This window comes from Planococcus maritimus, assembly GCF_001592825.1.
Lineage (GTDB): Bacteria > Bacillota > Bacilli > Bacillales_A > Planococcaceae > Planococcus > Planococcus maritimus_C.
This window is the reverse complement of the sequence record NZ_LTZG01000001.1, coordinates 1391602-1412441: the sequence shown is the minus strand read 5'-3', so window position 1 is coordinate 1412441 and position 20840 is coordinate 1391602. Positions and strand designations below refer to the sequence as shown.

24 protein-coding genes and 1 riboswitch are annotated in these 20840 nt (G+C 44.6%); of the genes, 22 read left to right on the top strand and 2 right to left on the bottom strand.

Annotated elements, in window-relative coordinates; all coding sequences use genetic code 11:
* Positions 1-3: 3 nt before the first annotated feature.
* Entirely contained in the window at positions 4-399 is a 396-nt protein-coding gene (locus AY633_RS06975) for a hypothetical protein (RefSeq protein ID WP_068487607.1), read from the top strand.
* 55 nt (positions 400-454) lie between these two features.
* Here AY633_RS06975 and AY633_RS06970 read toward each other — a convergent pair whose 3' ends face one another.
* Complete coding sequence (locus AY633_RS06970; RefSeq protein WP_068487606.1) at positions 455-1660, bottom strand: MFS transporter; 1206 nt, start codon at positions 1658-1660, stop codon at positions 455-457.
* A gap of 262 nt (positions 1661-1922) precedes the next feature.
* Between AY633_RS06970 and AY633_RS06965 the strand changes: the two genes are divergently transcribed.
* From AY633_RS06965 to AY633_RS06895, 15 genes are all read left to right on the top strand, one after another.
* Positions 1923-3020 (top strand): hypothetical protein, encoded by a 1098-nt coding sequence (locus AY633_RS06965; RefSeq protein ID WP_068487605.1) that lies wholly within the window; start codon positions 1923-1925, stop codon positions 3018-3020.
* Positions 3021-3038: 18 nt separating this feature from the next.
* Positions 3039-3599 carry a GNAT family N-acetyltransferase gene (locus tag AY633_RS06960; protein WP_068487604.1) on the top strand — a complete coding sequence of 187 codons (561 nt, stop codon included), beginning with the start codon at positions 3039-3041 and terminating at the stop codon, positions 3597-3599.
* A gap of 176 nt (positions 3600-3775) precedes the next feature.
* A riboswitch (TPP riboswitch) is annotated at positions 3776-3879 on the top strand.
* Between the two features lie 107 nt (positions 3880-3986).
* A complete protein-coding gene (locus AY633_RS06955) occupies positions 3987-5267 on the top strand; it encodes an acetylornithine deacetylase (RefSeq protein WP_068487603.1) in 1281 nt (426 codons plus the stop codon).
* 124 nt (positions 5268-5391) lie between these two features.
* Positions 5392-6171, top strand: coding sequence for an ABC transporter ATP-binding protein (locus AY633_RS06950; protein ID WP_068487602.1), 780 nt, complete (start codon positions 5392-5394; stop codon positions 6169-6171).
* Positions 6155-6940, top strand: coding sequence for an ABC transporter permease (locus AY633_RS06945; protein WP_068487601.1), 786 nt, complete (start codon positions 6155-6157; stop codon positions 6938-6940). Before AY633_RS06950 ends, AY633_RS06945 begins: the two co-directional genes overlap by 17 nt.
* On the top strand, positions 6937-7950 hold the full coding sequence (locus tag AY633_RS06940; protein ID WP_260804532.1) for an ABC transporter substrate-binding protein: 1014 nt from the start codon (positions 6937-6939) through the stop codon (positions 7948-7950). Before AY633_RS06945 ends, AY633_RS06940 begins: the two co-directional genes overlap by 4 nt.
* 160 nt (positions 7951-8110) lie before the next feature.
* Entirely contained in the window at positions 8111-8869 is a 759-nt protein-coding gene (locus AY633_RS06935) for a hypothetical protein (protein WP_068487600.1), read from the top strand.
* On the top strand, positions 8863-10092 hold the full coding sequence (locus AY633_RS06930) for a glycosyltransferase (RefSeq protein WP_068487599.1): 1230 nt from the start codon (positions 8863-8865) through the stop codon (positions 10090-10092). Before AY633_RS06935 ends, AY633_RS06930 begins: the two co-directional genes overlap by 7 nt.
* 257 nt (positions 10093-10349) lie before the next feature.
* Positions 10350-11957 (top strand): GNAT family N-acetyltransferase, encoded by a 1608-nt coding sequence (locus AY633_RS06925; RefSeq protein WP_068487598.1) that lies wholly within the window; start codon positions 10350-10352, stop codon positions 11955-11957.
* 30 nt (positions 11958-11987) lie between these two features.
* Positions 11988-12827: a DUF2785 domain-containing protein gene (locus AY633_RS06920; RefSeq protein WP_068487597.1), complete on the top strand. Its 840-nt coding sequence runs from the start codon at positions 11988-11990 to the stop codon at positions 12825-12827.
* A 60-nt stretch (positions 12828-12887) separates the two neighbouring features.
* Positions 12888-13088 (top strand): hypothetical protein, encoded by a 201-nt coding sequence (locus AY633_RS06915; RefSeq protein ID WP_068487596.1) that lies wholly within the window; start codon positions 12888-12890, stop codon positions 13086-13088.
* On the top strand, positions 13085-13630 hold the full coding sequence (locus AY633_RS06910) for a nucleoside/nucleotide kinase family protein (protein ID WP_068487595.1): 546 nt from the start codon (positions 13085-13087) through the stop codon (positions 13628-13630). Before AY633_RS06915 ends, AY633_RS06910 begins: the two co-directional genes overlap by 4 nt.
* Before the next feature lie 239 nt (positions 13631-13869).
* Positions 13870-14229, top strand: a complete 360-nt coding sequence (locus AY633_RS06905; RefSeq protein WP_068487594.1) for an ASCH domain-containing protein — start codon at positions 13870-13872, stop codon at positions 14227-14229.
* Between the two features lie 20 nt (positions 14230-14249).
* Complete coding sequence (locus AY633_RS06900; RefSeq protein ID WP_068487593.1) at positions 14250-14438, top strand: hypothetical protein; 189 nt, start codon at positions 14250-14252, stop codon at positions 14436-14438.
* A gap of 18 nt (positions 14439-14456) precedes the next feature.
* Positions 14457-16091 (top strand): DUF308 domain-containing protein, encoded by a 1635-nt coding sequence (locus AY633_RS06895; RefSeq protein WP_068487592.1) that lies wholly within the window; start codon positions 14457-14459, stop codon positions 16089-16091.
* Between the two features lie 51 nt (positions 16092-16142).
* Here the strand turns inward: AY633_RS06895 and AY633_RS06890 are convergent, their stop codons facing one another.
* A complete protein-coding gene (locus AY633_RS06890) occupies positions 16143-17000 on the bottom strand; it encodes an SDR family oxidoreductase (RefSeq protein WP_068487591.1) in 858 nt (285 codons plus the stop codon).
* Between the two features lie 187 nt (positions 17001-17187).
* On the opposite strand from AY633_RS06890, the gene AY633_RS06885 reads away from it, so the two are divergent.
* From AY633_RS06885 to AY633_RS06860, 6 genes are all read left to right on the top strand, one after another.
* On the top strand, positions 17188-17622 hold the full coding sequence (locus AY633_RS06885) for an Rrf2 family transcriptional regulator (protein ID WP_068487590.1): 435 nt from the start codon (positions 17188-17190) through the stop codon (positions 17620-17622).
* A gap of 139 nt (positions 17623-17761) precedes the next feature.
* Positions 17762-18469: a class I SAM-dependent methyltransferase gene (locus AY633_RS06880; protein WP_068487589.1), complete on the top strand. Its 708-nt coding sequence runs from the start codon at positions 17762-17764 to the stop codon at positions 18467-18469.
* A gap of 55 nt (positions 18470-18524) precedes the next feature.
* Entirely contained in the window at positions 18525-19019 is a 495-nt protein-coding gene (locus AY633_RS06875; protein ID WP_068487588.1) for a GNAT family N-acetyltransferase, read from the top strand.
* A 29-nt stretch (positions 19020-19048) separates the two neighbouring features.
* On the top strand, positions 19049-19519 hold the full coding sequence (locus tag AY633_RS06870) for a GNAT family N-acetyltransferase (protein ID WP_068487587.1): 471 nt from the start codon (positions 19049-19051) through the stop codon (positions 19517-19519).
* Entirely contained in the window at positions 19512-19958 is a 447-nt protein-coding gene (locus AY633_RS06865; protein ID WP_068487586.1) for a GNAT family N-acetyltransferase, read from the top strand. Before AY633_RS06870 ends, AY633_RS06865 begins: the two co-directional genes overlap by 8 nt.
* Positions 19959-19983: 25 nt before the next feature.
* Positions 19984-20805 carry an aminoglycoside adenylyltransferase domain-containing protein gene (locus AY633_RS06860; RefSeq protein WP_068487585.1) on the top strand — a complete coding sequence of 274 codons (822 nt, stop codon included), beginning with the start codon at positions 19984-19986 and terminating at the stop codon, positions 20803-20805.
* Positions 20806-20840 lie beyond the last annotated feature (35 nt).

The following is a 20840-nucleotide window of genomic DNA, read 5'->3' as shown; positions in this document are numbered from 1 at the left end:
GTTTTGACTATCACTTTAAAGGGGCACGAATTAAACTCTGTTCATGATATGAAGAAGCTATCGATTGTGGTGGCACAAGTACATCTCGACGAACTGCAGAAAGATATGAAGAAAAAGAGGTTAATCCAAATTACCACTTCTAGTGCATTGATTATCGCAAAGAAAATAAGTACACAAGCCCCAGATATAGAAAGTCTCCCATTGCTGGATTTAGCTATTCTTCAATCAGAAGATACCATCTTTCCATTAATCAAAGACAGCAATGTCACCAATCTCGCCGGAATGATCGTTTTGAATGATGTCAAAATTGTGCCTCTTGCAAACCCTGAGAACGTCATTGAATGCGAAAGCTATGCCGTTTTTTCAGATCATATTATGGGATTTAGCCTGACAGATTAAATGTAACAATGAAAAAGGGACAGCGGGAATTTTCCGGCTGTCCCTTTTCGTGAATTTATTCCTGAACTGTGCGTCGAAAATGACTTCGGCCGCGGTAAGCGATCCAACTAACGATAGCGAGCAAAACACCAGATAAGACAAACACAGAGCGGATGCCAAATAAATCAGCCAGTATTCCCATCAATAATGAGGAAACGCCGAATGTGCCCATACCAATTGCCCCGAGCGTCGTGAAGACAGTCGGCAATTGTTCTTTCGGGACGCTCGTCTGCACGACGGTTTGCTGCGGAATGTTTTTCAGCTGGCTGAAGATGCCGACCAGAACGGATAAGCCGAGCGCAACTAGAGGCATGCTGTTCAAGCCGAACAATATAGTCGCGACGCTGCCGAAAATCGCGCCAGTTAGGATGAAGCGGCTGAGATTGCGTTCGACCCATTCGGTAAAGCGCAGGCAAATGAGGCTTCCGGCAATCAAACCGATAAAGAATGAACCGTTGATAAAGCCCCACCATTTCTCATCGACTGCTAGCGCTTCGCTAACGAAGACATACAAAATCGCGGCGATCCACACGGCGCCAGCGATGGTCTCGAGTATATCCATCACCGCAATGCGCTTTAATACCGGAGTCCTTGAAACAGTCTTCCAGCCTTTGGTGAGTTGTTGCCATTTGTTTTGTGGTTCTGGCGGGGCGCTGTCGACTCGATCCAATCCGCTCAACAACAAGCTTGAAAGCAGGAACAAGCCTGCCGTCAGCCAGACCAATTCGGTGGCGGTGAGCCAAATCAATAAGGAACTACCGACAAACCACATCGCTGTTTGAATTAGCTGTGTAACGGTCTCGGTGATGCCGTTCGCTTTCAATAGCTGCTCACTTTTCACGTAATTCGGAATCAATGCCTGTGTCACCGGACGGGCGCAGCCGTCCAACAGCGCCACCCAACTAATCAATGCAAATAGTACAGTAAAGTTAGCGGTTGTGATGTATGGCAAAAGCAATGCCAAGACTATCAACAATACGGTTTTGCCCATTTGCGACCCTACAAGCAGCCATTTCAAATCAACGCGCTGCATCAGGAGCGGTGTGAGCGTGTTCGAGACGAACATTGAACTGGTGATGACAAACGGCACCAAAGCGGCAGCCGTGGCGGAACCGGTCAATTCGAAAATCAGGTGAATGATGCTGACGATATAAAGCACATCGCCGATATTCGCAAGCGACTGGCCCGTCAGTAATAAATGGAAATTTCTATTCAATTTCATGTTGAATCCCCCAAGAGTCTATTTTGTAAATGACTTCTAATGCGGGGGAAACTTAGATTGGACTGATCGTCACGTCGGATATTCCTTTCGTAAGGAAGATAAATCTTGGGGAATTTACCTTCAGGATGGATTGGATTCATTATACTCTAAATAATTGGAAAACAAATAGCGGTGAAAGAAAATATTGGATATAGTAGAAACAAAGCGTATGTACCGAAAAACTTAGTACGGGAAATCTTTAAAACGGAAAGCAGGTCATCAGGTGAATCAAGAGAAATTACAAGCAGCCATTCTTCACGCAGAAGTGGAGTCGCCGAAGTTTTTAGGGGAAGGGGCCTGGCATCATGCGTGGAAAGTCGAAAAAGATGGCCGTGAACTGGTCTTACGAATTCCAAAGGACCTTGTGTACGGCAAGCCGGCTGAATTTAACGAAGAAGAATTGACCGCCGAATACGCCTCGACAGAACTTTACTACCGCTCGGTCAATCAGGCCGTGAAGGGCGCGGCACCGGAGTTTTTCCAATTCCACGTTTCTGAAAAATTGAGCTATACGCTCGAGTCGTTCGCCGGAAAGCATATCGATTTGCATAAACTAACAAAAGCACAAGCGGTTGAGACCGGAAAAGCGCTCGGTGAGATTTACCGGAAAACGGAAGAAATTCCGCACGGCTTGGATGGCTTCGGGTATCTGCATTGGACAGAGAAAGAGGGGCTGAGAGGTAGCATCACAGGAGATGTCCATCGTTTCCTGAAAGAAGAAAGTGAAGAGCATCTATCGGATTACCGGGAACTGAGCGAGGCGCGCCTAGAATTTAAGGATGAGACGATAAGCGAGGCGCTGAAATTAGCAACGGAGCTCAGAGCGCGAAGCTTCACTAAACCGCTCCTCAGCAATCAAGACGCATCACCTGAAAATATGTTGATGAACGGCATACAAATTTGCCTGATCGATCCGTTTCCGAATATTTATTATCCGCGGGGGATGGCCGGGAATTTCATGAATCTCTATGAAACGTTTTTCATCGCGCTGTCCGATACCGAGCGTTATGGAAAGCACCGTTTTGCTGATTGTGCGGACAATTTAAAGGGGATGGCTGATGGGTTTCTAGCCGGTTATAGTACGGACGACAGCCGGGTTCAGGCTGAAGTCCGGGGCGAACAATTGCTGCAATTACTAGAAACTGCCTATAGCCATTTTCATTTATTATCCGGAAAACTGCCGGAAGAAGCGCGCATCCGCTACGGTGACAAAAACCAAATTGAAAAGAGACTCGCCACGTTGGCTAATGAATTGAAAGCCTTGGCTGCTTCAGTAGTCGAGCGTCTAGCAGGTGCAGTAGAAAACAGCGATGCTCGTTAACTAAAAGGAGGAACCGGCATGGATTTTCAGGAATTGGCGACAGACAGACTGGCGCTTGTACATATTAAAACACATCACGCCGCAAGCTTTTTTGAAATCATGTCGAGAGACGAGGTCACGAAATATTACGGCATGAGCAGCTTAACGGAAATCGGCCAGGCTGAAAACATCATCGAGTCGTTCGGGCAGACCTTCGAAAGCGGCAGGGGAATCCGCTGGGGCATCGTCATCAAAGAAACAGGCGCTTTTATCGGCACGGTCGGCTTGAACAATTTGAACCTCAAAGGTCAGAAAGCGGAAATCGGCTTTGAGCTGCATCCAGACTACTGGAACAAAGGCTATGTTTCAGAAGCCGTCAAAGAAGTCCTAGCTTATTGTTTCGGCCAGCTCGACTTATTCCGCATGGGCGCCGTTACATTTCCCGAGAACGGCGCATCCATCGCTTTGCTGCAGAAATTGGGATTTGAACAAGAAGGCGTACTGAGAGGCTATCTTTATCAAGATGGGCGTTCTCATGATGCTTGCATGTTTTCATTGTTAGCGAAAGAGCACACAATCCACAATGCGAAAATATGTTGAATGGCTCATCATTAAACAAAAAGGTGGAACGTGATTCAACAGACATATAGTTGAGCTTGTCGGAGTTCAAACGGAACAGCCTATCGTTGAAGAGTGGCCCGCCTCACTTGCGAGGGAGCTTGTCATTCGTCCATTCCTATGATAGAAATAGAATAGCAACAAAACAATTTCATACATCGTTACTCTAGGGGAGCTTCTATTAGCTGAGAAAGACATGCGTCTTGACCCTTATTCACCTGATCTAGTTAGTACTAGCGGAGGGAAGAGATGGCAAAAGAACAACGCCTTTTTTGGCGTCTTACCTTTTAACGTCGTAAACACTTCTTTCTACTGGAAAGAAGTGTTTTTTTGTGGTGAAAAATATTGCGAAGAACAGAGGAGGGCAATATGCAAGACCATCAATTGCTTAACGTACTGAAAGAAATCGAATCGAAGCAAGAAGAATTGCTTAGCTTGGCAAAAACGTTGATCTCGTTCCGGACACCATCACCGCCTGCGCGCAATACTAGCGAAGCCCAACGATGGATCGAACGCTATTTACAACGTCAGGCATTTACGACCGATCGATGGGAGGTCTATCCAGGGGACCCGAATGTTGTAGGGACGAAGCTTGGGGAAAAAAGCAACATGTTTCAAAGCTTGATCATTAATGGACATATTGACGTCGCCGAAGTACGACCAGGGGAAGATTGGCATACGGATACATTTCAAGCTGAAGTAATTGAGGGACGGCTCATTGGCCGTGGCGCGGCAGATATGAAAGGAGGGATGGCGGCTGCGCTGTTCGTCTTAAAACTATTTCATGAACAGGATATTCAATTGCCGGGCGATATCATTTTTCAATCAGTCGTTGGAGAAGAAGTAGGAGAAGCCGGTACACTGCAATGCTGCGAACGGGGCTATCAAGCGGATTTTGCGATAGTTGTCGATACAAGTGATACCAAAATACATGGCCAAGGCGGCGTCATTACGGGATGGGTCACCATCAAAGACCCGAACGTTTACCATGATGCGATGAGGCGCGAAATGATCCACGCAGGTGGAGGCCTCTCGCAAGGGGCGAATGCTATTGAGAAAATGACGGTGATGATCGAAAGCTTGCAAGTGCTTGAACGTCATTGGGCAGTATCCAAAAGCTACCCCGGATATCTTCCGGGAACCAATACGATTAACCCGGCCGTGATTGAAGGCGGGAGGCACGCCGCTTTTGTTGCGGATGAATGTCGGCTTTGGATCACCGTACACTTTTATCCAGATGAATCGTATGAATCTGTAAGTCGGGAGATCGAAGCGCATCTATTGGCCGCAGCTCAAGCCGACCTTTGGCTACGGAATCATCCTCCTTCCTTTGAATGGGGTGGGCGTTCCATGATTGAAGACCGTGGCGAGATCTTCCCAGCGTTCGAAGTGGATACTGAACACGCTGGTGTGCATGCGTTGGCAGCTGCCCACCAAGAAGTTTTCTGTGAAGATGCGAGTATTGGTGTCTCAGGTACGGTGACAGATGGGGGCTGGCTCGCAGCAGCTGGCATTCCTACTGTTATATATGGTCCGGGTCAATTAAGCGAAGCCCATAGTATCAATGAATCCATTTGCGTAAAGGAGTTGGTGGAGTTTTCGAAAGTGATGGCCCGCTTTATTTACAAATGGTGCCATCAGCAGAAATGAGGAGGATTAACATGAGATCTAGTAAGAGATTCCGCAACATGCTTAAATCCAATCAGCGAAAAAAACACAGCCGTACGTTTAAGGTCGAGAGAAATGTTAAGCGACATAAGGACGTGACTGCGCCGTGAGTTCCTCAGTGTTGCAAGTCCAGCAGGTCAGCTTTCGATATGGTGGAAAAGAAATTTTTCGCGATTTATCCTTGGCGATTCAAGAACGTGAATTCGTCAGCATCGTTGGTCCTAGTGGGTCGGGAAAAACGACACTCTTCAGGCTGTTGCTCGGGTTGGAAAAACCAGAAACGGGTGGGCTGTTTCTTGGCGAGAAGCAAGTGATTGGCGCAGGGGGCGGCATTGCTTATGTGCCGCAAAAAGATTTGCTGATACCGTGGCGAAGCATTTTGGATAACGTCATCTTGCCACTTGAAATCAGTGGGCTGACAAAAAGAGAAGCCTATGCGAATGCTCGGCCACACTTTGCATCTTTTGGCTTAGCTGGGACTGAATCGGCTTATCCACATATGTTGTCTGGAGGGATGAAACAACGCGTGTCCTTTTTGCGCGCCTATTTGACCGGTTCGGACGTATTGTTGTTGGACGAACCGTTTAGCGCGCTTGATGCTATATCGAGAGTGGAGATGCAGGATTGGCTATTGGAACAATGGGTTTCCTTGAAGAAAACCATCATCCTCATTACACATGACTTGGATGAGGCATTGTTGCTGTCGGATCGGATATTGGTTACTTCGTCTCCGCCTATGGAGCAGCTTGCAGAAATCCTGGTGCCGCTTAGCCGGCCAAGAACAATGGACATGAAGCTGGGCGATAAATCATTGCTGTCGTTAAAAAGTGAGCTGCTCCAAAAATTTCGCCATGAGGGAGCGAAATGTGATGCAGAAGAAACCTAATCGCCAGTTTTCTTTCAAACGATGGGCTGCTCCCTATTACTTGTCCGTCGGTGTATTTCTCTTGTTTTTGGTTGCTTGGGAAGGATCGGCATGGGCAATCGGCAAGTCCTTTATCTTGCCGGCCCCCACACAAATAGCGGTCCGGCTTTGGGAGTTGAGACAAACCTTACTTGCCGTCCATTTACCGTCGACGGTGCTGATCATTTTGGTCGGGCTTTTGCTGTCGATCATTGGAGGTGTCGGCTTAGCGGCTTGGATGTCGTGGAACAAGACCGCTGAGCGTGCGTTCTATCCTTTGCTCATTGCCTCCCAGACCATTCCCATTATCGCGTTGGCACCTATCTTTGTCTTATGGTTTGGCTATTCCATTTGGAGCAAAGTGGCTGTAACTGTTTTGATTAGTTTTTTTCCGATTACCGTCAATACTTTTGATGGATTCAATTCAGTCAGCAAGGAGCTGCGGGAATTGCTGAAGACGATGGGGGCAAGCAGAAAGGACTTATTCTTTAAATTGGCTATCCCCTCATCCTTGCCATCATTTTTTTCAGGACTGAGAGTGGCTGTGACATTGAGTGTTATTGGAGCTGCAATCGGTGAATGGCTCGGGGCTCAAAAAGGGCTTGGCTATTTCAGCAGGCGAATGATGACGCAATTTGATGGGGCAGGGGTCTTTGCGCCGATTGTCCTTTTGTCGCTTACTGGAATTTTATTGTTCGTATTTGTCATGATAATGGAAAAATCGATCTTAAAGTGGAGGAATGCGAAATGAAACAGAACAGCAATTACATGAAAATCATATCTACCTGTGCTTTATTCGGCACCGCTCTTATTCTTGGGGGATGCAATAATGACAGCGGAGAAGTCGCAGAGGAGAACACGCAAATTGATTTAGTGCTCGACTGGTATCCAAACGCTGTGCATGCTTATTTATACATCGCCGAAGAGAAAGGTTATTTTGAGGAGCAAAATTTGGACGTGAATATTCACTTCCCGGCCAATCCGACCGACCCAATCAATATGGCGGCCTCAGGGCAAATGACATTAGGAATCAGCTATCAGCCGGACGTCATCACGGCAAGAGCCAATCAAGGCATCGAAGTGAAATCATTAGCGGCCATCGTCCGTTCACCGCTGAATCACATTGTCATGCTGGAAGACCGTGAAGTGAAGCGTCCGGCAGATTTAGAAGGAAAAAAAGTAGGGTATCCAGGCATTCCGCTCAATGAAGCCCTCATTCAAACGATGGTGAGCGAAGACGGAGGCGATCCCGAAGAAGTCGAGTTAGTGGATGTCGGCTTTGAACTTGGCTCTTCCCTGGCCAGTGAAAAAGTGAACGCGGTTGTAGGCGCATATATCAATCACGAAGTGCCATTGCTTCGAAGTAAAGGGATTGATACCGAGACCTTGAATCCTGAACAATACGGCGTGCCACCTTATTATGAATTGGTGCTCGTGAGCAATGATGAGAACTGGGAAGAGAAAGAACAAGAAATTCGTGCTTTTTGGACTGCTGCTACCAAAGGATATGACTGGATGGCGGAGCACCCTGAAGAGGCAGTGGATTTATTGCTGGAGAACCAAGATGAAGCCAACTTTCCATTGATTGAGGAAGTAGAGCGAGAAAGTCTTGATATCCTACTTCCCAAAATGGAGTCGCCCGAAGGATTCGGCAGTCAGAAAGCGGAAGATTGGGATACTGTGGCGGAGTGGATGTTAGAGAAAAATCTAATTGAGGAAATACCGGATGCAGAAGAGATATTTGTAAACATGGGTGAGTGAGTATGTGAAATAGACGTTTAAAGTTTAAATGGATTTTCCGTACTATGTATTAAGAAGCCAATTGATAGTAATTCTTTTGGTGGATAAATCAGGATAAAGTTAGTAAGCTGTTGTAGGAGCACGACAGCTTAACATATGTGCTAGAAGGAGAATTCATAAGATGAAGAATTTTGTTTTGACAGCACTTATTTTAGCATTGCTTCTGAACGGCTGGCTGGTTGCCTATTTTGCAGTACCAAATTACCTCGAATTAATCGCTATTGGACTTTTTTCGCTTTTGATTATGTCGATTATCAAGGAGCGCTATGTTTTTTTATACGCCATTACGGTGACTTTGCTATATGGAGCTTATTTAACAGTGACGTCGTTTGGCCAATCACTGCCAGAGGATATGCAGCTTCAATACATGTATACTCACTTGCTATTCACCAGTTTCCATTTAATCTTTTGGATGCTGATGAACGCTGTGAAAAAAATAGGCTATCAAAATATAGAACTGCAGCATCAGCTTCAACTGCTTCAAAAGTATAGAAAAGGATCTCAAATCCTGACGATGAAAGAGTTTAAAGACCAAGCAGAATGGCTTTTGAAGTCCACTGCCCGAAATGGGAAGGAAGCTTATTTTTTAAGAATTGAATTAGAATCTTCCACGAAGAAAACCAAACAGAATTTGCAAGAAATGCTTGAACGTGTAGCCCTTCAATCTATTCGGCAAAAATACGATTTGGTTTCAAGTGAGTTCGGCAATATCTATGTCCTATTAAAAGACACTCATAAAGAAGGAGTGGATATTGTTATGGACCGATTTAAAGAGAACAGCCAAAATGAGCTGAATTTCATCACTCCTCCATATCAATTTCAACAAATTCATATTAAAGATTCACAGCAGTTGAACGAGTTATTGGGGACAGAATCATGACACAAGTGATCATGCTCATCATGCTGTTCTTTTGGATGTTGTTGATTTTTTACTCCATCCTCACTATTTCGGGAGTCTGGTATCGTGTGCGATTTAAAAAGCCGCAAAAGCTGTCGAATTATCCTAGCGTCGCATTGCTGATCCCCGCACATAATGAAGGCATTGTGATGGAAGATACATTGCGAGCAATGGCAAGGTTGAAATACAGCGGCCAACTGGATATCTATGTACTAGATGACAATTCAAAAGACGACACGGCAGAAATTGCGAAAGAATTCGCGGCTGTATTTTCCAGAATTCATTACATTCCCGTGCCTGTTAGTTCTCCTTCTGGAAAATCGCGCGTCTTGAATTATGGACTGAGTATTTCGGAGTCGGATTACTTTGTCGTATACGACGCAGATAATGAACCCGAACCGGATGCGGTGGAATTATTGGTGGAAGTCGCAGAACAAACGAAGAAAGCCGCGGGTGCAGTCGGCTATGTCAAAACCAAAAATGCACGTACTAATACATTGACTCGGATGATCGGATTGGAGTTTCAAGTCTTCCAATTGTTAATGCAATGTGGGCGCTGGCAGTTCTTGAAACTAGGATCCCTGGCTGGCACGAACATGCTGCTTCGCAGAAGTGTGTTAGAAGAGTTAGGTGGCTACGACGTGAATGCGCTAGCGGAAGATGCGGAGTTAACGGTTCGGCTCCATGCAAAAGGCTACGTATTGCCAGTAGTACCAGAATCCAAGACATGGGAACAAGAGCCGGAAAAATTAACAACGTTTTTCAAACAGCGCACACGCTGGCTTACAGGGAACATTTATTTGCTGGAGAAATCATTTAAAGACTTGTCCCATTGGCGTGGGAAAACCTTTTTCCTAAGCTTGCAGCACGTGCTGACCTATTTGGTTTTCGTGCTAGTCCTATTATTTTCGGATATCTTTTTCATCATGAGTGTCATGGGGATGGAATTGCCGAATATGGAAGCTCCCTTATTGATGCTTTGGTTTATGAGCTATATTGTCTACACGGCCCAGTTATTGAGTGCATTGGTTGTAGACAGGAATGTATCGCCTAAAAATGTATTCTTCATCTTTATCATGTATTTCACCTATGCTCAGCTTTTCATCATCTTGTTGCTTCGTAGCGTAACGGTTTATGTCTGGAGCCGTCTTCGCGGCAACACGATTGCATGGGACAAAACGAAGCGCTTTAAAGGGCTGGGATAAGTGTAAAGTCGTTAAAGTGAAGGTGATACGCAACTTATAAAAGTGTATTCGAATTTATCGAATACGCTTTTTTTATTAAATGTTCTATTCCTAAATGACTGACTGAAAATATAGCTTGATAGTATACTGCAATATTCTGTGAATTGGATGGATGTATATACAATAATTGGATATAGTAAGGGGAGGAGTAAATGAATAGCCTGTACTTCAGTTCGATCTTCACAATAATGATTTTTGCTCTAAAAGGAGTGTCTTCGATGTACAACAAACCATCTATCTACTATAAAATCGCAGATTCAAGAGAAGAGATGGAGCAGATCCACCGTTTGAATTACGAAACTTTTGTAGAGGAGATTCCCCAGCATAGCCAAAGCCAAGAACAACGGCTGGTCGACCGTTTCCACGAAGAGAATACCTATTGGATTGCCAAACAAGACGGCCGCTTGATCGGGATGGTGGCGCTTCGGGGTATCCGTCCATTTTCGCTAGATCAGAAGCTCGGAACAATCGATCATTATTTGCCGGATGATGCCAAGCCGTGTGAAGTTCGCTTGCTCTCGGTGCGGCGAGAGTACCGTGGCAAGAGAGTTTTTTTCGGCCTTCTTCAGCAAGTCGTAGCCTCCTGTTTGCAGGAAAATTATAATTGCGTGCTCATTTCAGGGACAGTGCGGCAGACGCGGCTGTATCAGCATTTAGGGTTCAAGCCGTTTGGTCCTTTGATCGGCACAGAAAATGCACAGTACCAGCCGATGCTCTTGACCAAAGACTATTTCACTTCGGCTGGGAAGCTTTTTGATCAAATGATCCAAGTGGAGAAGCCGTCGTTTTCAATTCGTCTTTTGCCCGGTCCGGTCTCGATGCATCCGAAAGTCGAAGAAGCCTGGGCCATGCCGGCAGTTTCCCACCGTGCAAATGACTTTTGTGAAAAAATCGCCTCTGTGCAAACAGAGCTCAAGCAGTTAACGGGAGCGGCTCATGTTCAACTGGCTGTCGGAACGGGCACCTTGGCGAACGACCTGATTGCAGCGCAACTGAGTCGGCTTGGCGGAAAAGGGCTCATCCTGTCGAATGGTGAATTCGGTGAACGCTTGGCGAATCAAGCGAAGCGTTGGCAATTGGACTTTTTGTATCTGCAAAAGCAGTGGAATGAACGGCTTGTGGTAAATGAAGTGACAGAACTAGTGAAACAGCATCCGGATATTCGCTGGCTATGGACGGTTCATTGCGAAACATCGACCGGTTACCTGTATCCATTAGAAGAATTAAAGTTCTTATGTGAACAACAGGAAATTCGGCTGTGCCTGGACGCTTGCAGCAGTATAGGCAACGTCCCAACCGATTTATCGAATGTGTATATGGCAAGCGCAGTAAGTGGAAAAGGCTTAGGTTCATACCCTGGTCTAGCGATCGTGTTCCATCAAGATAGCGTTTCTCCGGATGCCAACTTGCCCGCATATTTGGACTTAGGCTTGTACGAAAAGAGCGGCACGGTGCCGTTCACCCATTCTTCGAACAGCGTCGCTGCACTCCAAGCCGCGATCGCCCATCACCGCTTTCCCGATTCGTTGCTGGCAAAGGAAATCCGCAACCAGCTAATGGATTCTGGCTTAGCGGTTTTAGGAGACGGCCGGTACTCGCCCGGCATCCTGACAATCGCCTTGCCGCCCGAAATAGACGGCCGTGCGGTGGGCGATGCACTCAAAACGAAAGGAATCGAGATCAGCTACGAGAGCGATTATTTATTGAAGCGGAATTGGATTCAACTTGCTTTGATGGGACATATAGATCCAGCAGAGGTTAAAAGAGCCGTCACTGAACTCCTTAACACTCTAATGATTTCACAACTTGCCGTTAGAAAGAGCTAATTTAACTATTGATAAAAATGGAGTTGAATTATGACCAGCTTAAATAGTGTAGTTCCATTAGAAGCGAGCTCGTTAAAGAAGATATTAAAAGATAAAAAAAGCTGGGATAAAGACAATGAATTGGTACTAATTAAATCGATGATGATACATATTGGTTCCACAGATAGTGAGCTGCGAGATGAGCTGATATACGGTACATTCTGGAATCTGATTTTGAAAAAAGAACTAGATGCAAATACATTGACGGCAATGCTTAATTCTTGTTTAACCGACCAAATGCTTTTCAAAGGGATTGGAGAATTCGGTACAGACGCTGTGTTTACAAGGGCGTTTACCAGTTTATTAATAGCACTTATCCTATACGCAGATAACCAAAAAACGTTTCTATCTGAAGAATTAGTACTGGAAGTGAAAGATCAATTAGTTTCCTACACAATTCTTGAAAAGGACAAGAGAGGATTTATTGTCGATAAAGGATGGGCGCATAGTATTGCTCATGTTGCAGATGCATTTGATGAACTCATCAAAAACAAAAAGACGACTATGGATGATTGCTTAGAAATAGTGAATGTCTTATGGAACAAAGTGTTTGTAGCTGACTATATCTATATCCATGACGAGGAAGAAAGGATTTTGATGCCTCTAGTGGAAATGTTGAAGCAGGGCTTGCCATATGAAGTGATGCAAGACTTGGTAGAGAAAATTCCTGCTGACCTGGAAAAGAAAAATGGCCAATTGCCGGAAGAGAACTATTGGGCTTTGTACGCAAATTGTAAAAAGTTCCTGAAGAGTTTCTATGTGAAAATTGATTCTGAGCCTGAGTTGATGCAACTTCAAAAAAGTATAGCAGCTTGCCTCTTGAAAATTTAAGTAGTCTTCATCGTAGTTTCGAAAGTAAGTATTATAAATTCCAGTAATAGGAGGCCAATTTTGAATAAAAAAATGCATATCTTTTTAATCGTTGTCTTGGCGATTAACACCTTACGATACGGAAGCTATTTGCTAGAAGGCGATACGCACATCTATTACTTCATTATGTTTTTGGCTAATCTATTGGCCATGCTGTTTGCTATTTTCAGCCGGAACAGAATAAAGAGAGAAACTGATAATGCCATGGAGGAGAGTCGGTGAATGAGAGGATAAAGCCCGTCGTGATCGCTATTGCCAGTGTTTCAGGAGGCGGAAAAACCACGCTGGTCAATCACTTGGCTACACATATAAATCGTTCAAAAGCTTTGTTCTTTGATGATTATGATTTGGATGGACCGGATGATGTCATGGAATGGATCGAGCGCGGCGCTAATATCCATGAATGGAATCTCGATCCATTTATTGAAGATCTCAAGAAGTTACAGAAGGATCCCTTGAATTACATCTTTTTGGATTATCCTTTTGCGTATCAACATGCTCATATGAAGAAATTCATCGATTTGGCTGTCTTTATTGAGACACCACTAGATATTTCCTTAGCCCGGAGAATTAGCAGAGACTTCCACAATAGTTCTGTGGAGGACATTATGAAGCGTGTAAATCATTATGCAACTCGCGGGAGGTACGCCTATCTTCATATGCTTGAAACAATACGGGTGGATTCTGATTTACTTGTAGACGGAACCATGCCTGTAGAGGTCCTTGGCGGCCAATTAATGAAGAAAGTAAGATGGATGCCATAGGTTCCGCTCTTGAACTAGTTATTAGAAGTATTTAAAGGAACCGATAGATGTTATAAAATTTCATTGCTTTGGCCAAAATAAAGAGATTTTTTTATTCGTTAAAGAGAAAAATCTTTCAGATATTGAAAAGATTTTTAATCGACATGCTGGAGACAGTGGGCTGCTAATTACTTTTTCACGGTATATCGTGAAATTGACTACATAAAGTAATCTCAAAACACTTAACTTGGAGGACGACAATGGAACACAAAATGAAACTCTACGAAGAACCTTTCCGGGAAATTCAGTCCGGAAAGAAAACAGTTGAAATTAGGCTGTACGATGAGAAGAGACGAAAAGTGAAGCAGGGAGACACGATTGAATTCGCAAAACTGCCGGAGGAAAATGAAAAAATAAATGTGAAAGTCAAAAAGTTATACACATATCCGACGTTTCGGGAGATGTTTGAAGATCTGCCTGCCGAAAAACTGGGGATTGTGGATAACTGTATCGAAACAAACGTGAAATCTATCCACAATTTGTATTCACCAGAGCGTGAAAAGGAATGGGGCAGTTTGGCGATTGAAATTGAGCTCCTGAATTTTAAAAACGGTGGATAACTATTAGAGGAGTGGGGGAAATGACGAAAACGGCAATAATGTTTTCCACAGGCTGGATTATGTTCATGTCGGGTATGTATCTATCCACATACTTATCCACTTTACCGGTAGCTGTTGGGACAGCACTGGCAATAGTAGGTGGTGGGTTGATGGGCACCAGTGCCATTTTCTTGCCGAAGCTAAAAAGGAAATCGAATTCAAATGCTTGATTCGGTTAGGAGTAGAGTATGCGCATATTTATAAATATGGTCTTGAGTTTCATTGGTGTGTTATTGCTGACGGCGGGGTTTGGGGTACTGCTATTGTTTTTGGATGTAGGACAAAGTTTGATTGCTTTACTTATCGCCGGCGTATTCGTTATCGCGGGGATCGTCCTGGCAATTGTCTGGATCGTAAAAGCAGATGCGCATATTGGCAGGAAGCGGCTAGATGCAGTGTTTGTCATTGTGTCGTCTCTTTTATTCGGGCTTGTTTCATTGTTCTTATGCGCTGCCAACTTCCTGCTTTATGAGGTGGAGTACGAAATGACAGAAGCGACGGAGCTGACGCCTGGAGAAAAGCTAGCTTATTACCGACAGTTAGTCACCGGAGATGATGGCTCTGTTGATTTAGCGACACTTGATTCAAAAGAAATCGAGGGCATCACGTTCTACTTTGCGCCAGGAAGTGCGCCTGTAGATGAAATGGAACAGGTAGTAAAACTAGTGAAAACCAATCATCCGCTCTTGGAACGTGAATTGGGAGGCGAAACCGACGCTGCAGTTTCCGTTGTTCTTTACGGCGAGGAACTCGATATGCCGATTCGGGAAACGATTCAAGAAGAGTATAGCGGATTTTACAAAGAGCATGACCAAACCATCCACTTGCCTCTGCCAATCGACGAGGTATCGGTCGTCCATGAATATACGCATCATTTGTTCTACAGCATCGCGGAAGAGCGGGGGATGTATAGTATTGAAATCCCGATTTGGTTTTCGGAAGGTGTAGCGACTTACTTATCGGAGAAGGGACAGCCCTTGTCTTACGATCTTATCCAAACGGCAGAATACATAGCATTTGAACAGTTGGAAGAGCCCGGGGGATGGGAAAATCATTTGGCGTTTCCCGAAGACCCGTATTACCAAAGCCGTGCTTTTATGGAATATCTGGTGGGTAAAGAAGGCGAAAGCGTAATTAGGGAGATTTTTGCGGACATGGAAGGTTCCATATTCCCAAGAAGTTTTGAGCAAGTGACAGGCAACACCGTAAAAGAATACGAGCAGGAATTCTTCACTGAATTTGAACGTGTGCCGAGGTTGTGGGATGAAATTGTTCCCGTAGAATTGGGTGGAGATGTAACAGAGAGTTTAAACGCATATTTAGAAGTAGCTGAAATCGTTCCGAATATGGAATCGTTGAATCCTCGAATTGCGAATCTTTACTTAGAGCTAGGAGACTATAAAACGGCACTCATCTACAGGCAAAAAGAGCTCGCATTGTTAGAAGGTGAGCGCTCTGAAAATTTATCCGCTGCCTATAGCTATTTAGCTATCGATCTATTGTATACCGATGTTCAGCAAGCTCAAGAAGCAGCCCTCAAAGCAGTAGAAGTATTTCCAGAAGAAGGAAATGTATGGAGTGAGGGCGTATTAGCTGAAATAGAAGCCTTACAGGCGGAGATTGAAAACGGTGCTCCTTTAAGAGCTTATCTTACAATTCTAAATGGTGAATACGCGTATAACCAAGTCACAGACAGCCAAAAGGAAAAAATCTTATTAATTGATACGGTTCTAGAACGATACCCTCAAGATTTCTCAGCAAACAGAACGGCATTGATCGACTTGAAGAAACAGCTGGAAGCGGAATTGGCGGTTGAGCAATAAGAACAAAACGGAGCTGATCGACAAGATCAGCTCCGTTTTTTGTATAGTTTTTTATTTTGAAACCAGCTGTGAGAGACCATCATTGATCGGTGTCAGTGGGCGGCCGAGCACTTGTTCAAAATCGCTGTTTTCGACTTCAAGCGAACCGTTGCGGATGCTTTCCTGGATGCCGACGACAATCGGAATGGCGAAGTCCGGCACACCGGCACCTTTCATGACTTCTGCGTATTCTTCGTCGCTTACTTGCTGCACGGAAACTGGTTTATCCAATACGTCACCAAGTGCTGAAGCCAATTGCTCCTGTGTTAACAAAGGTCCTGAAAGTTCGTAAGTTTTGTTTTCATGTCCCTTGCCAGTCAATACAGCGACCGCTGCGTCAGCGTAATCCTGCTGCAAAGCCCAGCCGACTTTTCCTTCTCCCGCTGAAGTAACCCAAGGCGCGCCTGCTTCTACAGCTTGGATGCTGCCGAGTTCATTTTCTAAATACCAATTATTGCGGAGGAAGGCATAAGGGATGCCCGTTTTGATGATGGCCGCTTCGGTCGCTACATGTGGCGGAGCCATCAAGTTCTGGCTTTCTGTCGCATTGGCGAGACTTGTATAGGCGATAAATTTCACGCCTGCACGTTCTGCGGCGTGTACAGCATTTCCGTGCTGACGGATTCTCGTTTCGGTATCGCCATCAGTTGAGATGATTAATAAGCGGTCAATTCCTTGAAAAGCTTCATCCAATGTTTCCGGGGCATCAAAATCACCGTGGCGAACGTCTACGCCTTGAGCGCGCAGGTCTTCCGCCTTTTGCGGATTGCGGACGCTTACTGCAAGATCGCTAGCAGGTACTTGTTTCAATAAAGATGCCACTACTTTTGAGCCCAGTTTTCCTGTAGCTCCTGTTACCAAAATTTTCATCAATAATTCCTCCTGTTCATTTGTTCTTGTAACTGCATTGATTACATGTTTAGTTTATTCACTTGTAACCATCTTGTCAACAGGTTGGATTTAATACATTTTCAGCTCGAACTTTGATACAATTACTTGTAACCGGAACAATTACATCATGTGAAATTCAACATAAATAAGCAATGGAGGGCTAGACATGTCTATCAGCAGCCGATTCGCCGTCGGAATCCATATACTGGCGTTAATCGATTTGAATAAAGAAACGGCCTCTTCTTCCGAATTTATCGCAGGAAGCGTCAATACCAATGCAGCAGTCATCAGAAAAATCATGGGGATGCTGAAAAAAGCAGGGTTGATCGAAGTGCAGCCAGGAGTGGCGGGCGCTAAACTTTCAAGAGCATTATCTGAGATCACGCTCTTCGACATATACAAGGCCGTAAACGTAGTGGAAGAAAACGAATTGTTCAGCATCCACGACAAGCCGCATCCCGATTGCGTCGTCGGCAAAAACATCCAAAGCACCATCGAGCCGATTTTCATGGCCGCCCAGTCGGCGATGGAAAAAGTATTTCAGAACCTGACGCTCGAAGACATCGTGAAAGATATTGAAGCGAAAGAACATATTCAGTGAAAAGACATTCCACGTGGATGTCTTTTTTTATCGAGAAGAAATTTACGGGAATTTCAAATGATGTAAAATTCAATTATTATGAATGGCTCGTGGGAATTATTGGTATAATAGTCTTTGAAATATGAAGGAGTAGAGACTCATGAAAGATAGAATCAAAGAAACCTTCAACAACCTTGCTGGCGCATACGAGCATTCGATAGACGCAAAAAATTTATATAATAGCGAGTACGAAAGGCCGGCCATGCTGGCTCAGCTGCCGGAGGGCTTGAGCGAAAAAAGAATATTGGACGCCGGGTGCGCAGCTGGTTGGTACACAAAGCAATTAATGGACAGAGGAGCACAGGTGACCGCTGTGGATATGAGCCCGGAAATGGTGGCGGCTGCCAAAAGGCGCATCGGAGATAAAGCAGATGTCGTGTGTTTGGATTTGTCCTCTAGGCTGCCTTTTGAAGAGGAGAGTTTTGACTATGTTGTCAGCTCTTTGACGCTTCATTACATAGAAGACTGGGAACTCACGTTTAAAGAATTTCAGCGCATTTTAAAACCTAGAGGCGAGTTGCTGTTCTCGGTCCATCACCCGTTCACCGATATTAAGCTGTCACGTGAGATGGAATACTTCTCTACTGAATTGATCGTAGACACGTGGAAAAAGCAAGGGAAAGTCTACGAAGTCCCGTTTTTCAGAAGGCCGCTTGGCGACATCTTAACGAAAACGCTTCAGCACTTTTTAATAGAACAGGTCATCGAACCGAAACCGACGCAAAAGTTTAAAGAGCTGGATGCCAAACGGTATGAACGTCTGATGAAAGCACCAAATTTTTTGATTGTGAAAGCGACTAAACAATAAGATTCTAAGACATTGTCTTGGAATAAAATCTTGAAAAATGAAGGAGGATAAAAAAATGCCGCATCTCAATACAGATAGGTTAGAGTTGATGACTTTCACGACAGAAATGATGCAAGCTGCGACTTCCACAAGGGAAGAGTTGGAACAAGTCACAGGCTACACCGTGGCTGTTGGCTACCCTAGCGAAACGTATAAAGAAATTCTGCCCTATAAAACTCAGCGGTACCGCGACTTCCCAGAAGAAAACGAATGGGAAGGACTCATTGTTCATAAGCAAGACCAGTGCATCATCGGGGATATGGGCTTCCGGCGAAGCACCGATAATCCTAAAGAAATTGAATTGGGCTATAGCATTGTGCCTGCGTATGAAGGCAAAGGCTATGCGACGGAAATGGCTAAAGCGATTATTGAGTGGGGTCTTGGCTTGGAGGGCATCGAGCGGATTATTGCGAGCTGCGACCCGAACAATGCGGCTTCTGCTAGAGTTCTGGAAAAAGCGGGTTTCAGCAGTTTAGGCGAGCGCGAAGGGAAGGTTTACTGGTCGACATAAAAATTCAGGAATTGCGGGGTGAAGAGTGGATGCATTACACGTTTCAATCCATGACACAAGAACAAGCAGAAGTGATCGCAGAAACTTGGCGTTATCAAGGAGACTATTCTTTTTACGATATGGATGCAGATGCAGAAGATTTGGAAGAATTTCTGGATCCTGAAAAACGACAAGGCAGTTATTTTGTAGTTCTCGACCGCAATGAAATCATTGGGTTTTATAATTTCCAACGACCGGACCCGGATACAGTGGAACTCGGGCTTGGGATGAAACCAGAGCTGACCGGCCAAGGCGCGGGCGAAGAATTCCTAATAGCTGGTTTGCAGTTTGCCGAAACAAAGTACCGCCCGAAGCATTTCACTTTATCGGTAGCAGCGTTCAATAAGCGAGCGATCAGGTTATACGAAAAAATTGGATTTAAGAAAACGGAATCTTTCGTGCAGGCGACGAATGGCGGGCAGTATGAGTTTGTGAAGATGGCGATGAAGACGGATGGGTGATTCAGGAGTACATGGTAGGTGCATAACAGAAATCAATGCGGCCATACTGGAGTGTTCTCTACAAAAGTTACTATCCTATGCGGCTTCTCCTGAAAAAGTGACCTATGAGTACGAAAAGTACATATCTTTTCCAAACCGAAAATTATACGGAATAGCCAAGAGTGAAGAGTTCTTTGCTTGCATCGGCGTTGAATTTCTAGAGGACTCCCAGTGTGAAATTAAACATATCGCTGTCTCTCCAGAAATGAGAGGACAGAATATTGGCAGTGAAATGATCGATTTTATCTGTCAGTCCTATCCGTTCCATCAAATAATCGCCGAGACCGATCAACAAGCAGTGGAGTTTTACAGGAAATATGGATTCTCGGTAAGCAACTTAGGCGAGAAATATCCGGGGGTCGAACGGTTCTATTGCTTGTATAGGCGTAACGCTAGATAGATATTTTTAAAAGGGGTGGGTTCTGATGAGTTATAAATGGGGAACTTGTCCGCAGGAAATACAAGATTTTGTATTCGAATCGATAAGCGAGATGGTCGCTATTATGGATAGAACACCTATAGGGGTGTACCTGCACGGTTCTTTAGCAATGGGAGGATTCAATCCGAATAATAGCGATATAGACCTGATCATTGTGACCGCGCAGCCTTTATCCAATAAGCAAAAGCGGGAATTGGTTCGTTTTTTGTTGGAGCGATCCAGCCAACCGTTTCCACTCGAAATCAGCTCACTTACCCTTTCGCAAATTGAGAACTGGAGTTACCCGACACCCTACGATTTTCATTTCAGTGAGTTTTGGCGTGCGCGCTATGAGGTTGAATTACGGAGTGGGACAGCTTTATATTTAAACAATGAAGAAAAGACCGACGTCGATTTGGCTGCACATTTCACAATCACGCACCATCGTGGGATCGTTCTCTCCGGCCAGCCGATTCATGAAATTTTCCCGAGTGTACCCCATGAAGATTACTTGGCTTCTATCCTGGAGGATTATAAAGAATGCTTGGGGAAAATTCATGACAAGCCGGTATATTGTCTGTTGAATTTGATTCGCGTGTATTGGTATTTGAAAGAAGGCAAAATCTGTTCGAAGGAAGAGGCTGGCGTTTGGGGGATTAAAAACTTGCCGAAGAAGTTCACGGTCCTGATTGAACGAATTGCAGAGGCTTACGAGTCAGAAAATATAGACTGTACTTTTATAAAAAGGGATTTAAATGAAGCGAGGGATTATATAAGACTACAAGTGGAGTGTATCAATACCGATTTAATTAATGAGATTTTTGAATAGTGGACTATTCTTTCGCCAAACGCGTAGTTACTTTA

Excerpts from the sequence above, each read along its gene's own strand:
- AY633_RS06970 (WP_068487606.1), bottom strand. The coding sequence starts at position 1,660 with ATGAAATTGAATAGAAATTTCCATTTATTACTGACGGGCCAGTCGCTT.
- AY633_RS06960 (WP_068487604.1), top strand. The coding sequence starts at position 3,039 with ATGGATTTTCAGGAATTGGCGACAGACAGACTGGCGCTTGTACATATT.
- AY633_RS06955 (WP_068487603.1), top strand. The coding sequence starts at position 3,987 with ATGCAAGACCATCAATTGCTTAACGTACTGAAAGAAATCGAATCGAAG.
- AY633_RS06945 (WP_068487601.1), top strand. The coding sequence starts at position 6,155 with ATGCAGAAGAAACCTAATCGCCAGTTTTCTTTCAAACGATGGGCTGCT.
- AY633_RS06940 (WP_260804532.1), top strand. The coding sequence starts at position 6,937 with ATGAAACAGAACAGCAATTACATGAAAATCATATCTACCTGTGCTTTA.
- AY633_RS06935 (WP_068487600.1), top strand. The coding sequence starts at position 8,111 with ATGAAGAATTTTGTTTTGACAGCACTTATTTTAGCATTGCTTCTGAAC.
- AY633_RS06925 (WP_068487598.1), top strand. The coding sequence starts at position 10,350 with ATGTACAACAAACCATCTATCTACTATAAAATCGCAGATTCAAGAGAA.
- AY633_RS06920 (WP_068487597.1), top strand. The coding sequence starts at position 11,988 with ATGACCAGCTTAAATAGTGTAGTTCCATTAGAAGCGAGCTCGTTAAAG.
- AY633_RS06905 (WP_068487594.1), top strand. The coding sequence starts at position 13,870 with ATGGAACACAAAATGAAACTCTACGAAGAACCTTTCCGGGAAATTCAG.
- AY633_RS06900 (WP_068487593.1), top strand. The coding sequence starts at position 14,250 with ATGACGAAAACGGCAATAATGTTTTCCACAGGCTGGATTATGTTCATG.
- AY633_RS06895 (WP_068487592.1), top strand. The coding sequence starts at position 14,457 with ATGCGCATATTTATAAATATGGTCTTGAGTTTCATTGGTGTGTTATTG.
- AY633_RS06890 (WP_068487591.1), bottom strand. The coding sequence starts at position 17,000 with ATGAAAATTTTGGTAACAGGAGCTACAGGAAAACTGGGCTCAAAAGTA.
- AY633_RS06885 (WP_068487590.1), top strand. The coding sequence starts at position 17,188 with ATGTCTATCAGCAGCCGATTCGCCGTCGGAATCCATATACTGGCGTTA.
- AY633_RS06880 (WP_068487589.1), top strand. The coding sequence starts at position 17,762 with ATGAAAGATAGAATCAAAGAAACCTTCAACAACCTTGCTGGCGCATAC.
- AY633_RS06875 (WP_068487588.1), top strand. The coding sequence starts at position 18,525 with ATGCCGCATCTCAATACAGATAGGTTAGAGTTGATGACTTTCACGACA.
- AY633_RS06870 (WP_068487587.1), top strand. The coding sequence starts at position 19,049 with ATGCATTACACGTTTCAATCCATGACACAAGAACAAGCAGAAGTGATC.
- AY633_RS06865 (WP_068487586.1), top strand. The coding sequence starts at position 19,512 with ATGGGTGATTCAGGAGTACATGGTAGGTGCATAACAGAAATCAATGCG.
- AY633_RS06860 (WP_068487585.1), top strand. The coding sequence starts at position 19,984 with ATGAGTTATAAATGGGGAACTTGTCCGCAGGAAATACAAGATTTTGTA.